Below are 14,388 nucleotides of genomic sequence, written 5' to 3'. Positions count from 1 at the left end.
CGAGCCTCCTGAGGTCGAAGACAGGCTCGTCACATGGGCAATGCGCCCTTGCAACTGCAACCAGATCGGTGCAGGATCGTGACCGTCCCCAGGCACCCCATGGTGCGCCCCGACCTCAAGGAGGACCGATGCGTCTCGGACGCCCCTTTGCCATCACCGCCGCGGCCATGCTCGCCGCTGGCGCCGTCACCACCACCGCGACCGCTGACGAGTCCGGCTTCGCTTTCGGCGGCGACGTCGCGAGCATCGCCGACCCCGCCAACACCGCCTTCCCCGTGAGCGGCACCGGCTGCGAGAGCACCGCTGACAACCCCGCCACCGTGCTGGTGACCCTCGCCCAGGGCGACTCGGCCGACAACGTCAAGGCCGCGACGCCCACCACCATCAAGGTCGCCCCCGGCTCCTCCGACTGGTCCGGCACCATCGACCTGGCTGCCGCCGTCAAGGAGGTCGGCGTTGACCCGACCACCGAGCCCTGGGGCCTCGCGGCCCAGTGCGTCCAGTACGGCAAGGGCGAGGGCACGACCATCACCCAGCGCCTCATCCTCGACGCCACCCAGGCCGAGGGCACGCTGAAGCTGTCCGACGACGGCGCTGGCAACCAGACCTTCGAGTTCACCGGCTCCGGCTTCACCCCCGGTGAGACCGTCACGCTGACCCTCAAGGACGGCAACGGCACCGTCGTGGCCACCCTGGCCACCATGACCGCTGACGCCAACGGCAACGTCACCGCCACCTTCGCCGCTCCCTCCGGCATCGCCGACGGCTCCTACGACGCCGTCGTCGAGGGCTCCCGCTACGGCGAGGGCGGCACGCTCGAGTCCAAGGTGAAGGTCTCCGGCGGCGTGTTCTCCTACGAGGGCAAGGGCGGCAGCGACCTCACTGACGCCACTGACGCTCCCGCCCCGGCCGACCCGGCTGCTGCCGAGCCGGCCGCCGCTCCGGCCGGCAACGCCGCTGCCGCCGCGCCCGCCAAGGAGGGCCTGGCCAACACCGGTGCCGACGCCATGACCTTCATCATCATCGGCGGCAGCCTCGCCACCGCCGGCGGCCTGCTCCTGGCGGCCCGTCGCCGTCGCGCCTGACGCCCCACCGGGCCAGTCGAGTGACTCACTCACCTCCGGCCCCTGACCACGCGCCCGCCCGGGCCCGAAGCGCGCTCATCGCGCTGGGGACCCGGGCGGGCCGTTTCGCGCGCGGGCACCGGATCCTGACCGCCGTGATCGCGTCCCTCGTGCTCATCCTCGCCCTGGCGCTCGGGGACCTGGGCGTTCTCGCGCACCGCATCCGGCATGTGCCCGTGGCGATGCCCCATCACGCCAGCGCCCTGGCCGAGGGCGACACCACCGTCCCCTATGACGGCGAGACCTGGCTCATCATCGGCACCGATTCCCGGCTGAGCGTGCCCGGCGGGCCGGACCGCTACGGGGACGCCTCCGAGGACCGGGCCGGCGAGCGCGCCGACGTCGTCGTCCTCCTCCAGCCGGGGCCCGGGGCCCCGCGCGCCACCGTTCTGCCCCGCGATCTCACACTGTCCACCGGCGGGCTCCAGCGCGAGCGCCTGGCCACCTCCTACCTCAAGGGCCCGCAGAGCACCGTCGACCTGCTGTGCTCCTCCCTGGGCGTGACCACCACGCACCTGGTCACCATCGACATGGCCGGCTTCGCGAGCATCGTCGACGCCGTCGGCGGGCTCACGCTCGACATCCCCGAGCCCATCCGCGATGAGCTCTCCGGGCTCGACATCCCCACCGCGGGCACCCGCACCCTCAGCGGGATCGACGCGCTGGCGCTCGTGCGCTCCCGCCACCCCCAGATCCTGCGCGACGGCCAGTGGACCGCGCTGGGCGAGGCCGAGGGGGCGCAGCGGCGCAGCGAGTCCACCGGCCTCGTCATGAGCGCCCTCATGAAAGCTCTGGCCGAGCGGGCGAGCACGCCGTGGGGCGCGCACTCGCTGGCCCACACCGTGGCCGGGCGCCTCACCACCGACGAGGGCACTGGGCTGGTCGACCTCTCCCGTCTCGGCTGGGGCCTGGCCGGCGACGGCGAGGACTCCCAGGATTCCCAGGGCGCCTCCGGCCTCGATGTCATGACCGTCCCGGCTCCCACCCAGGGGGACAGCTTCATCGCGCTGCCCACGCAGGAGACCTACTCCGCGCTCTCTCACCGGGGCTACGCCCCCGGCACCTGCGCCCGCTGATGCCCTCCCCGGCCGCCAGCGCCGCGCCTGCCGCGCCTGCCCCGCCCCAGCCGCTCCTCTCCGGCGCGCCCCGCGCTGTTCACGACCCGCGCACCTCGGTCCGCGCCCGGCGCGGCGGTGAGAGGATCGGGCCGTGTCCCGCGGGGCGCGCGAGCCCCGCCCATGATGACAGGAGCGCAGATGCCCGGAATCAACCTGACCCGTGACGAGGCCCGCGAGCGCGCCTCGCTCGTGACCACCGAGAGCTACGACGTCGTCCTGGACCTGTCCGGCGCGGCGGACCCCGAGCAGCCCACCTTCCGGTCGGTGACCACCGCCCGGTTCTCCGCCACGCCCGGCGCCTCGACCTTCATCGACCTCATCGCCCCGACTGTGCGCGAGGTGCGCCTCAACGGGGCGAGCCTCGACCCGGCGGAGGTGGTCGCGGACTCCCGGATCGCCCTGGAGGGGCTGGCGGAGTCCAATGAGCTCGTCGTCGCCGCCGACTGCGCCTATATGCGCACCGGGGAGGGCCTGCACCGCTTCACCGATCCGGCCGATGACCAGACCTACCTCTACACGCAGTTCGAGGTGCCCGACTCCCGGCGGGTCTTCGCCGTCTTCGAGCAGCCCGATCTCAAGGCCTCCTTCACCTTCACGGTGACCGTGCCCGACGGCTGGACCGTCTTCTCCAACTCCCCCACCCCCGAGCCCTCGCCCACGGAGGGCGGCGCGCGGGTCTTCGCCTTCGCGCCGAGCGAGCGCATGAGCTCCTACATCACGGCGATCGTCGCCGGGCCGTACGTGGGGGCGACCGATGAGTACCGCGCCGACGACGGCCGCGTGGTGCCGCTGGGCGTGTACTGCCGCGCCTCGCTGGCCGAGCACCTCGACGCCGATGAGATCCTGGCGATGACGAAGGGCGGCTTCGCCTTCTACGAGGAGCTGTTCGGCACGCCCTACGCCTTCCCCAAGTACGACCAGGTCTTCGTCCCCGAGTTCAACGCGGGCGCCATGGAGAACGCGGGGATCGTCACCCACCGCGACGACTACGTCTTCCGCTCCCGCCCGGTGGCGGCGCGCGTGGAGCGGCGCGCGGTGACGATCCTCCACGAGCTGGCCCACATGTGGTTCGGGGACCTGGTGACCATGGAGTGGTGGAACGACCTGTGGCTCAACGAGTCCTTCGCCGAGTACACCTCCACCCTGGCCACGGCTGAGACCACGCGCTTCACGGACGCGTGGACCACCTTCCAGACGATCGAGAAGGGCTGGGCCTACAACCAGGACCAGCTCTCCTCCACCCACCCGATCGCCGCCGAGATCAGGGACCTGCACGACGTCGAGGTCAACTTCGACGGCATCACCTACGCCAAGGGCGCCTCGGTGCTCACGGCCCTCGTCGCCTATGTGGGCCGCGAGCGCTTCTTCGCCGGGATCGCCCGCTACCTGGAGGCGCACGCCTTCGGCAACGCCACCCTGGCGGACCTGCTTCGCGAGCTCGAGGCGGTCTCCGGGCGGGACCTGGGCGCCTGGACGCGGGTGTGGCTCCAGGAGGCCGGCGTGACCACGCTGCGCCTGGAGACCACCACCGATGACGGCGGGCGCATCGCGTCGGCCGCCGTCATCCAGGAGATCCCCGCCGGCTCCCCGGCCACGCTCCGCCCGCACCGCCTCGCCATCGGCGCCTACAGCCACGACGACGCCGGTGCCCTGGTGCGCGTGGAGCGCGTGGAGCTGGACGTCGACGGCGAGCGGACAGAGGTGCCGGGCCTGGTCGGCCTGGCGCGCCCCGAGGTGCTCCTGGTCAACGACGACGACCTCACCTACGCCAAGCACCGCCTCGATAGCGCCTCGCTCGCCGCCGGCCTGGACGGGATCAGCGATTTCAGCGACTCCCTGGCGCGCTCGCTCGTCCTGGCCTCGGCCTGGGACATGGTGCGCGACGGCGAGCTGGCGGCCTCCCACTACCTCGCCGCCGCCCTGGAGGCGCTGACGGTCGAGTCCCACTCGAGCGTGGTCCAGGGGCTCCTCGCCCGGATCGGCACCTGCCTCGCCCTCTACCTGCCCCCCGCGGCGCGCCGGACGGCCGCCCCGGGGACGGTCGAGGCGCTGCTGGCGCTGGCCCGCTGCGCTGAGCCGGGCAGCGACCGCCAGCTCCAGCTGGTGCGCGCCGTCGCGGCCCACGCGGTCAGCGAGGAGCAGATCGACGCCGTCGCCGGATGGCTCGATGGCAGCGCGCCCCTGCCGGGCCTGGCGGTGGACGCGGATATGCGCTGGGAGCTCCTCACGGGGCTCGTGGCCTCAGGCCGGGCGGGCGAGGCGGAGATCGCCGCCGAGGAGGCGCGCGACCGCACGACCACGGGCCGCGAGCGCGCGGCGGGGGCCCGGGCCTCGATCCCCACCGCCGAGGCGAAGGAGCGCGCCTGGCGGGCGCTCGTGGAGGACTCCTCGATGCCCAATGAGACGCAGCGCCAGGCGCTGGCCGGCTTCGGGCGCGTCGAGCGCGCGCCCGAGCTCATGGTGCCCTTCATCGAGGAGTACGCGGCCGCCGTCGAGGGCGTCTGGTCGTCTCGGACCTTCCACATGGCCGAGGCCCTCCTGGAGGGCCTGTGGTCCTGCGCGACCGTCGGCCTGCCGGGCGCCGACCCGATCGGGGCGCTCCAGGCCTGGCTGGATGCCCATGGCGATGCCCCCGCGGCCCTGCGCCGGATCGTGGCGGAGAACCTCGACGACGCGCGACGGGTGGCCCGCGCCCACGCGGCCCAGGGCGCGTAGGGGGACCGGGAACGACGAGCGCGCTCCGACGGATCAGGAAATCCGCCGGAGCGCGCTGCCGTGGAGGCGCGGCCGCGCGGGCTCAGGGCTGCTGCTCGCTCCCGCGCGCCGCCCTCCCTCCTTCCTGTGCGGTGAAGGAGAGCCAGTGGCCGCCTCTCAGCGCCTCTGCTCGCCCGGGGCCTTCTTCCCGGTCGACTCGGCCGCGGCGCTCTGGGCAGCGCTGAAGGCATCGGTCTCGTCCTCCTCGCGTCCCGGCGTGGCGAAGCCGAGGCGGATGATGAGGAAGCGGAAGAGGGCGTAGTACACCAAGGCGTAGGCCAGGCCGATGACCACCAGGAGGACCGGGCCCATGACCCCCTGGGCGGACAGATCGGCCGACTTGCCGAAGTTGAGCAGGTAGTCGATGCCGCCGGCGGAGAAGCCGAAGCCGTCCTTGATGCCCAGGGCGTTGACCAGGGCGAGCGAGGTGCCGGTGAGCACGGCGTGGATGGCGTACAGGGGGAAGGCCACGTAGGCGAAGGCGTACTCGAGGGGCTCGGTGATGCCGGTGACGAAGGCCGTCAGGGCGACGGAGGCCATGAGCGCGCCGGTCGCCTTGCGCTTCTCGGGCCGGGCGGTGCGCCAGATGGCCAGGGCGGCACCGGGAAGGGCGAACATCATGATCGGGAAGAAGCCGGTCATGAAGGAGCCGGTCCAGGCGTTCGTGCCGTCGACGCCGGAGAAGAAGCAGGTGAGGTCGCCGTGGACGGTCTGGCCGCTGGCGTTGGTGCAGTCGCCGAGCTGGAACCACGGGATGGAGTTGAGCAGGTGGTGCAGGCCGAAGGGGATGAGGAGGCGGTTGATCGTGCCGAAGACGAAGGAGGCGATGACGGCGGCCGCCCCGCCCTTGGTGCCGGCCTCCATGAGCCATCCGCCGAGCTGCTCGTTGATGAGCCAGTTGAAGGCGGGGTAGATGAGCGCGAGGACCACGCCGATCGCCAGGGCGGCCAGCGAGGTGATGATCGGGACGAAGCGCCGCCCGCCGAAGAAGGCCAGCCAGTCGGGCAGTTTGATGCGGTAGAACCGCTGCCACAGGAGGGCCGCGGTGATGCCGATGATGATGCCGCCCAGGACGCCGTAGTTGATGGTGCTCTTCGCCGGGTCGCCGTCGCCGCCCGCGCCCAGGTAGGGGGCGAGGGCCTTGAGGACGCCCTCGAGGACGAGGTAGCCGAACAGGCCCGCCACGCCCGTCGAGCCGTCGGACTTCTTCGCGAAGCCGACCGCCACGCCGACGGCGAAGATGAGCGGCAGATGGCTGAAGACGGCGTCGCCGGCCTGGGCGAGGACGTCAGCCACGGGCTGCATCCATGACAGCCGCTTCGCCACCCCGTCGGCACCGAGCATGTCCGCCTGGCCGAACCTCAGGAGCAGGCTCGCCGCGGGCAGCGTCGCGATCGGCAGCATGAGGGAGCGGCCGAGGCGCTGGGCGGCCGCGAAGGCGCCGCCCTTCTTCTTCTGAGACATGGTGACCTCCGCAGGTTCTCAGCGACGCGGCAGCGGTGCCGCGATCGGGGGGGCCGCCCAGGGACGGGCGGAGGTGGACCGGACGGTTCCGCGACGAACACGTCTGGACCACTTGGCTCCACTGAACCGCACGGGAGGTCTGATGTCAAATGGGCTCGCCGCGCTGCCCCAAGACCGCACATTGTCCCGGAGACGCGGGGCAGAATGGGACGGCACCGGCACTCCGCCCCTGGCCCCCTTCCCGAGAACGCCATGACCTCCTCATCAGCCTCATCGAGCCGCCGCTCCCGCTCGGCCCGCGCGCCCGCCAAGTACGTCGTCGTGAGGGACCACCTCCTCGCGCTCATCGCCGACGGCCTCGAGCCGGGCTCGCCCATCCCCTCCGAGAGGGAGCTGTGCGAGACCTTCTCCGTATCCCGGATGACGGTGCGCCAGGCGATCGACACCCTCGTCGTCGACGGCGCGCTGGAGCGCCACCAGGGCCGGGGCACCTTTGTCTCCCAGCCCAAGCTCGACCTCCAGCTGCGCCTGACCTCTTTCACCGATGAGATGCGCCGGCGGGGCATGGAGCCGGGGGTCGTCTTCCTGGCGGCCGAGACAACGCGCGCCACCCCCCAGGTGGCCCAGGCCCTGGAGATCTCCCCCGGCGACGACGTCTACCACCTGCGCCGATTGCGCACGGCGGACTCGACGCCGATGGCGATCGAGGAGAACTGGCTGTCCCCCTCCCTCCTGCCAGGGCTGCTCGAGGGTCCGCTCGACTTCTCCCTCTACCAGCGCCTGGGCGAGGTGGATCTCGCCCCGCAGTGGGGCGAGGACGTCATCCAGGGGCACGTCGCCTCCGCCGAGGAGGCGATCCTGCTGGGCGTGCCCGAGGGCTCCCCGGCCCTCGACATCACCCGCCGAGCCTTCCATGACGACGTCGCAGTGGACTACTCCCGCTCGCTCTACCGAGCGGACCGCTATACCCTGTGGGTGCCGGTGTCCGCCCCCCAGCCCGCGGCGTCCCGCCCCTCCGCCCTGCGAACCAGGAGTGCCTCATGAGCCCGCGCCCCCTTGATCTGGACACCCTCATCGCCGCCCTCGGCGGCGCCGACAACATCGACAGCCTGGAGCCGTGCATCACCCGGCTGCGGATCGAGGTCCATGATCCGGCGGCGGTGGACCGCGCCGCTCTTCGGGCCGTGGGCGCGCACGGGGCGACCTCCGCGGGCAGGGTCGTCCAGGTGGTCGTGGGCCCCAATGCCGACACGCTCGCCACGGAGGCCTCCGAGAAGCTCTGGCCCGACGACGGCGACTGACCCCGCCGCAGCGCCCATCCCCCTCCCCCGCCGCGCCGCGCGGGGCAGCGGGAGTGGACAGCGCCCGGCCCCCGATGCCACCATACGATTGGTATGGACCACCGCTGAGGCCGGAGTGATGGCGCTCCCGATCAACGGTATCGTTCCACCACACCCCATGATCTCCGGCCGCCCACCGCAGCCGCGCCCACCGATCCAGGAGGAGCACACCATGTCCCAGGCACAGCAGATCCTTGACGCCCTCGGCGGTTTCGACAACATCGTCGAGATCGAGCCCTGCATCACCCGGCTGCGCTGCGAGCTGGAGAACGCGTCCGTCGTCGACGAGGCCGCGCTCAAGGCCGCCGGCGCGCACGGCGTCGTCACCGTCGGCGACGTCGTGCAGGTCGTCGTCGGCCCCAACGCTGACACCATCTGCGAGGAGATCGAGGACCTCCGATGACACTGGACGTCCTCTCCCCGCTGGCCGGGAGCGTCGTCTCCCTCGATGACGTCCCGGACCCGGTCTTCTCCGGCCGGCTGGTCGGGCCCGGGCTCGCCGTCGATCCGGCCCGCGACCCCGCCTCCCCCGCCGAGGTGACCGCTGCGGCGCCGATCACCGGGCGCGTGGCGAAGATCCACCCGCACGCCTTCGTCATCACCGCCGATGACGGGCGGGGCGTGCTCGTCCACCTGGGGCTGGACACCGTCGGCCTGGGAGGCGCGGGCTTCACCGTGCACTGCGCCGAGGGGGCGCGCGTATCCGCCGGGGATCCCGTCGTGACGTGGAACCCGGCTGGCATCGAGGCGGGCGGGCTCAACCCGATCGTCCCGATCATCGCCCTCGAGGCCGATGAGGCCGCCCTGGCACTCACCGCCCCGGGCACCGCAGCGGCTCCCGGGGACGCGCTCATCACCTGGTCCTAAGCAGGCTCGCAGCCCCGGGGAGGAATGGCCTCGGGAACACCATGGGGCGGGCCCAGCCGATCGGCTGGGCCCGCCCCATTCGCGTCAGTCAGTCCCGGGGCGTGCGCCGCTGCCCCATCTCCTGGCGGATCGCCTGGAAGAGGCTCGCCAGCCTCGCGTTGCCCGGGAGGTCCTCGATGAGGACCGGCTCGCCCGAGCTGTCCGCCAGGGGGATCCTCCAGTTCGGGTACTCCTGGTCCGTCCCCGGCTGGTTCTGCGTCCTGCGCTCGCCGACGCAGTCCACGAGGGCGACGCCGATGAGCGCCGAGGGGGTGCGCACGATGTAGCGGTGGAGCGCCTCGACGATCTCGCGCTCGGAGGGGTTGGCTCCCAGCAGCCTGTGCTCGCGCAGACGCTCGATCATCCGGTTGCGCTCCAGGTCCGCCTCGGCGCGCACCTGCTCGACCGGGTCCGCCAGGAGCCCGAGGCGCTCGCGCAGGGCCACATGCTCGTCGGCGAGGTACCCCGCGGTGGGGGGAAGGTCGTGGGTGTTGACCGTGGACAGGGCGAGGCGCCGGTAGTCCTGCGGCTGCAGCGGCCAGCCGTCGCCCTGCTTCTCGAACCAGAGGACGGAGGTTCCCAGCACCCCGCGGCTGGCCAGGTAGTCGCGCGCCCAGGGCTCCACGGTCCCCAGGTCCTCGCCGATGATGACGGCGCCGGCGCGGTAGGCCTCCAGCAGCACCACGCCGACCATCGCCTCGTGGTCGTAGCGCACGTACGCGCCGGAGGCCGCGCCCATGCCCTTGGGGATCCACCACAGGCGGAAGAGCCCGATGACGTGGTCGACGCGCAGCGCGCCGGCGTGGCGCAGGACGGTGCGGACCACGTCCCGCAGGGGCTGGTAGGCGGTCTCAGCCATGTAGACGGGGCTCCACGGCGGCTGGGACCAGTTCTGCCCCAGCTGGTTGTACATGTCCGGCGGGGCGCCCACCTCGATGCCGGAGGCGAAGGCCTCGGGCTCGGACCAGACATCGGCGCCCTGGGCGTGGACGCCCACGGCCAGGTCGTCCATGATCCCCAGCGCCATGCCGGAGGCCTTGGCCTGCTCCTGGGCCCGCGCGAGCTGCTCGTCGACGATCCACTGGAGCCAGGCGTAGAAGTCGATGCGGTCGGTCAGGGCGCGGGCCTCGTTGGCCACGAAGGCCGAGGACGGGTCCTTGAGGTTCTCGGGCCAGTCGGCCATCTTGCCGTGCTTCTCGGTGAGCGCGCACCACAGGGCGAAGCGCTCCAGGCCCTCGCCCGCCTCGGCGCGGAAGCGCTCGAAGTCCCGGCGCCGGGAGCGCGAGCGCCCGGCGGAGAAGACGACCTCGAGGGCATCGCGCTTGAGCTTCCAGATGGTGTCCCGGTCGATCGGGTCGACGGTGCGGTTGGTCGCGGCGAGCTCCTCCAGGGACCACTGGATGAGCGAGCGGCGCGGCCCGGACAGGCGGGTCATCTCCGGGATGGCCTCGGGGCGGATGTAGATCGGGTTGACGAAGCGCCGGGTGACCGGGAGGTAGGGCGACGGCGTCATCTCCCCCGAGGGCTCGGCCGCGTGCAGGGGGTTGATGAGCAGGAAGTCCGCGCCCTCGTCGCCGAAGAAGGAGGCGAGCTCGGTGAGGTCGTCGGCATCCCCCATGCCCCAGGAGTCGGCCGAGCGCGCGGAGTAGAGCTGCGCCATGACGCCCCAGCCGCGCTCCCCCAGGCTCTCGGGGAGCTCAAGACGGTCAGGGGTCATCGCCAGCGCGGCCGTGGCGGTGGTGGCGGGGCGGCCCTCAGCGGCGTCGATCTCGGCCACGAGGGTGTGCCAGCCCAGCGGGAGGTCCCCGGGGATGCGGAACGAGGCGCGGCCGGTCAGAACGCCGTCGACCTCCCGCGGTCGCTCCCAGTCCTCGGCCTGCTCCAGCTCCACCGACCCCCCGGACTCCAGTTCGACGCGCGCCTTGACCGCGGCGCCGTCGGGGACGTGGACGGCCACAGGGGCCGCCCAGCCCTGCCGGCGCACGACCGTCGGCGGGAGGATGCGCCTCCAGGGGGCCAGCTCGGCATCGGCCAGCGAGTCCTTGATCTGGGCGTCGGTCGCCGCGGCGACACCGAGGGCGGCGAGCACCGCCACGAGGGTGGCGCGGGTGGGGGCGGCGCGGTTGCCGTGGTAGTCCCAGTACTCGGTGGAGACGCCGTGCATCTCCGCGAGGCGCTTGAGGTCCTCGCCCGCGGGCTCGTCAGAGGAGGTTCCAACGGGGGTCGACTCAGTCATGGGCAGTGCCGCCTGTTCTCGAGAGCGCTCTCACGCCGGGAGCGCTCGTGCGATGCCGTCGCGCTCTGGATGGATCGGGTGCGGACCCTCCCGCCGAGGTGACGCCGTAGTCAGTCGCGGTCGTAGGAACAGGATGGGCCCCGCGTGTTGCGGCAAGCCTTTCACAGTCGGCGCCGGAGTGCCAAAGCCGCCCACCGGCGCGTCGCGCCCGCGAGGGCCCGGGAAAGCCACGGACGGGGACGGCGATGGGGAAGCGGCCCGGACCGCCGCGCCGGGGCGGCCCTGCGACGGCCGCTGGCAGCTCAGAGCGACGCGATCTCGTCGGCGAGGGCGTCCGCCGTCGGGCCGACGACGACCTGCACAACAGTGCCGGAGCGGACCACGCCGAAGGCCCCTGTGGCCCTCAGCGCCTCCTCGTCGACCTTGTCCTGGTCGACCACCTCGACCCGGAGCCGGGTGATGCACGGCTCGAGGACCGTGATGTTCTCGCTGCCACCGAGGCCAGCGACAATGCTCTTCGCTGTCGCGCTCATCGCTACTCCTTCACTCGACCTTCATGCGCGGCCCGCACGTCGCCGTGCGGGAGTGACCGATACCTATTATCAGACTCCCCCGACCCCACCGAGCACGGCTCGCCACCATGTGACCTCCATCACTTTCTCGGGGACTGTGTCTCCTCCATGGGCGAAGACTCCTGCCAATCGTGATTCATGCTCCGGTTCCCCTCCCGCGAACGCGGCCAGGCGTGCACAATGGGCCCTACGACCGCCTCCATCACTGACGAGGAGCACTCATGGCGCTGTCCGACGCATCTCCCACTTCCCTGGCCGGTATCGGCGTGAGCCCCGGTCTCGTCGCCGGGCCAGTCGCCCGCATGGCACCGGGTATCCCCGAGCCCGAGGTCGCGGTCCTCGACGCCGCCCGCGACCTCGACAAGGAATGCGAGCGGATCGAGGCCGCGGCCCAGACCGTCAAGAAGGGCCTGGAGCTGTCCGCGGCGCAGGCCAAGGGCGAGGGGCGCACGCTCCTGGAGACGACGGCGCAGATGGCCGCCGACCCCACCCTCACCTCCTCCGCGCAGGCCATGGTCCGCGAGCGCAAGCTCGTGCCCGAGCGCGCCGTCTGGGAGGCCGCCGGTACCCTGTCCTCGATGCTCGAGTCACTCGGCGGCTACATGGCCGAGCGCACGCGCGACGTCGCCGACGTGCGAGACCGGATCGTCGCCGTCCTCACCGACTCCCCCATGCCCGGCATCCCCATGCTGCCCGAGCCCTTCATCCTCGTGGCCGAGGACCTGGCCCCGGCGGACACCGCGCTGCTCGACCCTGAGAAGGTCATCGCCTTCATCACCTCCGAGGGCGGCCCCACCTCGCACACCGCGATCCTCGCCCGTGCCCTGGGCATGCCCGCCATCGTGGGCACCGGCGCCGAGGTCGTCGACGCGCTCCACGACGGGGACATCGTCCTGGTGGACGGCACCAAGGGCGTCATCACGCTCAACCCCGACGAGGACGCGCTGCGCCGCGCCAAGGAGCTCGCCAGCCGCGTGCGCGTCTTCAACGGCGACGGCGCGACGAAGGACGGCCGCGAGGTCCAGCTGCTCGCCAACGTGGGCGACGCCGCGGGCGCCCGCAGCGCCGCGGAGGCGGGCGCCATGGGCGTGGGCCTGTTCCGCACGGAGTTCTGCTTCCTCGACCAGCCCGAGGAGCCCACCGTCGACGCGCAGGTCGAGGCCTACACCGGGGTCCTCGCCGCGTTCCCCGGCAAGAAGGTCGTCGTGCGGACCCTGGACGCCGGCGCGGACAAGCCCCTGCCGTTCCTCACCGACGCCACTGAGGCCAACCCCGCCCTCGGTGTGCGCGCCTACAGGACCACCCGCCGTGACCCCGACGTCCTGGAGCACCAGCTCGAGGCGCTGGCCAAGGCGGAGGCCGCCACGGACGCCAAGGTGTGGGTCATGGCCCCCATGATCTCCACGGCGGACGAGGCCAAGGCCTTCACGGACAAGGCCCGCTCCTACGGTCTCAAGACCGCGGGCATGATGATCGAGGTCCCCTCGGCCGCCCTCATGGCGGATAAGCTCTTCGAGCACGCCGACTTCGCGTCGGTGGGCACCAACGACCTCACCCAGTACGTCATGGCGGCAGACCGCCTCCTGTCCTCCCTGGCGGACCTGTCCACGGCATGGCAGCCGGCCGTGCTGCGCCTCATCAAGCAGGCCTGCGACGGCGCGGCCCCGCGCGGCCGCCCGGTGGGCGTGTGCGGCGAGGCCGCGGCCGACCCGGCCCTGGCCACCGTCCTCGTGGGCCTCGGCGTGGCTAGCCTGTCGATGACGGCCCGCGCCCTGCCGGATGTCGACGCCGTCATGAAGTCCGTGACCTTCGAGGAGTGCCAGGAGCTGGCGCGCATCGCCATCGACTCGGCCACCGCCGAGGACGCGCGCACGGCTGTGCGCGCCAAGCTGCCGATCCTGGAGGAGCTCGGCCTGTGACGACGCCGTATCCCGTCCCCTCCGCCAGCGAGGAGCCGCTCGGCTCACTCACCCGCATCCTGGCACTGGCGGAGGGCGACGGGATCGACTCGTTCCTCGGGGACTCGCTGCCCCATCTCTCAGGGCGCATCTACGGCGGCCAGGTCATCGCCCAGGGGCTCCTGGCGGCTGCCGCGACTCTTCCCGAGGCGGCCGATGAGAGCCTGCCGGTGCGCCTGCCGCACTCGCTCCACGCCTACTTCATCCGCGGCGGGGACCCCAAGCAGCCCGTCGTCTACGAGGTGGAGCGCCTTCACGACGGGCGCTCCTTCTCCCAGCGCCGCACCACCGCCCTCCAGGGGGGCCGCGCGATCCTGGCGATGATCTCCTCCTTCCAGATCGATCAGGAGGGCGCGCAGACCCAGGTCGCCGCGCCGTCGGTGCCCGGCCCGGACGAATTGGTGAGCGCCCTGGAGATCTTCCGGACGGTGGACGACCCCGCCGCCAAGTTCCTCGGGCGGACAGCCCCCTTCGATATCCGCCATGTCGAGGGCAATATCTACCTCAGCCCTGGCCCGGAGATCACCAACCGGCAGTGCCTGTGGCTGCGCTCGCGCGGGCGCATCCCGGCAGAGGCCTCCCAGACGGTGCACCGGGCGCTGCTGACCTACGTGTGCGACCAGGTGATGCTGGAGCCCGCGCTGCGCAGCCAGGGACTGAGCTGGCGCAGCGAGGGGATGAGCCTGGCCACGCTCGACCACGCCCAGTGGTTCCACCGGCACGTCGACGCCTCGGACTGGCTGCTGTTCGTCCAGGACTCCCCCACCTCGCAGGGCGGGCGCGCGGGGGCACGGGCAGAGGTCTTCGACTCCGCTGGCCGCCTCGTCTCCACGATCGCCCAGGAGGGCATGATCCGCATGCCCACAGCCACCTCGCGCGGCAGCGGAGACTGGGCCGTCCGCTTCGACGCCTGAGT

11 protein-coding genes and 1 pseudogene are annotated in these 14,388 nt (G+C 72.3%); 9 read left to right on the top strand and 3 right to left on the bottom strand.

Going from position 1 to position 14,388, the window contains the following annotated elements; translation table 11 throughout:
- Positions 1-128: 128 nt before the first annotated feature.
- The 3 genes from A1QA_RS15160 (at position 129) to pepN (ending at position 4,957) form a co-directional block, all read left to right on the top strand.
- Positions 129-1,085, top strand: coding sequence for an LPXTG cell wall anchor domain-containing protein (locus A1QA_RS15160; RefSeq protein ID WP_051000662.1), 957 nt, complete (start codon positions 129-131; stop codon positions 1,083-1,085).
- A 134-nt stretch (positions 1,086-1,219) separates the two neighbouring features.
- Complete coding sequence (locus A1QA_RS0112430; RefSeq protein WP_017179235.1) at positions 1,220-2,200, top strand: LCP family protein; 981 nt, start codon at positions 1,220-1,222, stop codon at positions 2,198-2,200.
- Between the two features lie 180 nt (positions 2,201-2,380).
- Positions 2,381-4,957 (top strand): aminopeptidase N, encoded by a 2,577-nt coding sequence (gene pepN, locus A1QA_RS0112425; RefSeq protein WP_017179234.1) that lies wholly within the window; start codon positions 2,381-2,383, stop codon positions 4,955-4,957.
- Positions 4,958-5,113: 156 nt separating this feature from the next.
- Here the strand turns inward: pepN and A1QA_RS0112420 are convergent, their stop codons facing one another.
- A complete protein-coding gene (locus tag A1QA_RS0112420; protein ID WP_017179233.1) occupies positions 5,114-6,460 on the bottom strand; it encodes a PTS transporter subunit EIIC in 1,347 nt (448 codons plus the stop codon).
- A 252-nt stretch (positions 6,461-6,712) separates the two neighbouring features.
- On the opposite strand from A1QA_RS0112420, the gene A1QA_RS0112415 reads away from it, so the two are divergent.
- The 4 genes from A1QA_RS0112415 to A1QA_RS0112400 all read left to right on the top strand — a co-directional run bounded on the left by A1QA_RS0112415 (position 6,713) and on the right by A1QA_RS0112400 (position 8,667).
- Positions 6,713-7,504 carry a GntR family transcriptional regulator gene (locus A1QA_RS0112415; protein ID WP_017179232.1) on the top strand — a complete coding sequence of 264 codons (792 nt, stop codon included), beginning with the start codon at positions 6,713-6,715 and terminating at the stop codon, positions 7,502-7,504.
- Positions 7,501-7,761, top strand: coding sequence for a PTS sugar transporter subunit IIB (locus A1QA_RS0112410; RefSeq protein WP_017179231.1), 261 nt, complete (start codon positions 7,501-7,503; stop codon positions 7,759-7,761). The genes A1QA_RS0112415 and A1QA_RS0112410 overlap by 4 nt, the downstream gene beginning before the upstream one ends.
- A 157-nt stretch (positions 7,762-7,918) precedes the next feature.
- Positions 7,919-8,203, top strand: coding sequence for a PTS sugar transporter subunit IIB (locus A1QA_RS0112405; protein ID WP_279625151.1), 285 nt, complete (start codon positions 7,919-7,921; stop codon positions 8,201-8,203).
- The gene (locus tag A1QA_RS0112400; RefSeq protein ID WP_017179229.1) at positions 8,200-8,667 is read left to right on the top strand and encodes a PTS sugar transporter subunit IIA; all 468 of its coding nucleotides are present in this window, start codon (positions 8,200-8,202) and stop codon (positions 8,665-8,667) included. Before A1QA_RS0112405 ends, A1QA_RS0112400 begins: the two co-directional genes overlap by 4 nt.
- Positions 8,668-8,755: 88 nt before the next feature.
- Here A1QA_RS0112400 and malQ read toward each other — a convergent pair whose 3' ends face one another.
- Positions 8,756-10,942 carry a 4-alpha-glucanotransferase gene (malQ, locus tag A1QA_RS0112395; protein WP_017179228.1) on the bottom strand — a complete coding sequence of 729 codons (2,187 nt, stop codon included), beginning with the start codon at positions 10,940-10,942 and terminating at the stop codon, positions 8,756-8,758.
- Between the two features lie 302 nt (positions 10,943-11,244).
- A pseudogene (locus tag A1QA_RS0112390) lies at positions 11,245-11,478 on the bottom strand (PTS sugar transporter subunit IIB); the annotation flags it as partial.
- 257 nt (positions 11,479-11,735) lie between these two features.
- On the opposite strand from A1QA_RS0112390, the gene ptsP reads away from it, so the two are divergent.
- Positions 11,736-13,433: a phosphoenolpyruvate--protein phosphotransferase gene (gene ptsP, locus A1QA_RS0112385; protein ID WP_017179226.1), complete on the top strand. Its 1,698-nt coding sequence runs from the start codon at positions 11,736-11,738 to the stop codon at positions 13,431-13,433.
- Positions 13,430-14,386 (top strand): acyl-CoA thioesterase, encoded by a 957-nt coding sequence (locus A1QA_RS0112380; protein ID WP_017179225.1) that lies wholly within the window; start codon positions 13,430-13,432, stop codon positions 14,384-14,386. Before ptsP ends, A1QA_RS0112380 begins: the two co-directional genes overlap by 4 nt.
- Positions 14,387-14,388 lie beyond the last annotated feature (2 nt).

Origin of the sequence: Actinomyces timonensis DSM 23838 (assembly GCF_000295095.1) — a bacterium.
GTDB classification, from domain to species: domain Bacteria; phylum Actinomycetota; class Actinomycetes; order Actinomycetales; family Actinomycetaceae; genus Actinomyces; species Actinomyces timonensis.
The sequence above is the reverse complement of the archived record's forward strand: the minus strand, read 5'-3'. Positions and strand labels throughout refer to the sequence as shown.

Coding starts and splice junctions, on each gene's coding strand:
- A1QA_RS15160 (WP_051000662.1), top strand. CDS start 129: ATGCGTCTCGGACGCCCCTTTGCCATCACCGCCGCGGCCATGCTCGCC.
- pepN (WP_017179234.1), top strand. CDS start 2,381: ATGCCCGGAATCAACCTGACCCGTGACGAGGCCCGCGAGCGCGCCTCG.
- A1QA_RS0112420 (WP_017179233.1), bottom strand. CDS start 6,460: ATGTCTCAGAAGAAGAAGGGCGGCGCCTTCGCGGCCGCCCAGCGCCTC.
- A1QA_RS0112415 (WP_017179232.1), top strand. CDS start 6,713: ATGACCTCCTCATCAGCCTCATCGAGCCGCCGCTCCCGCTCGGCCCGC.
- A1QA_RS0112410 (WP_017179231.1), top strand. CDS start 7,501: ATGAGCCCGCGCCCCCTTGATCTGGACACCCTCATCGCCGCCCTCGGC.
- A1QA_RS0112405 (WP_279625151.1), top strand. CDS start 7,919: ATGATCTCCGGCCGCCCACCGCAGCCGCGCCCACCGATCCAGGAGGAG.
- A1QA_RS0112400 (WP_017179229.1), top strand. CDS start 8,200: ATGACACTGGACGTCCTCTCCCCGCTGGCCGGGAGCGTCGTCTCCCTC.
- malQ (WP_017179228.1), bottom strand. CDS start 10,942: ATGACTGAGTCGACCCCCGTTGGAACCTCCTCTGACGAGCCCGCGGGC.
- ptsP (WP_017179226.1), top strand. CDS start 11,736: ATGGCGCTGTCCGACGCATCTCCCACTTCCCTGGCCGGTATCGGCGTG.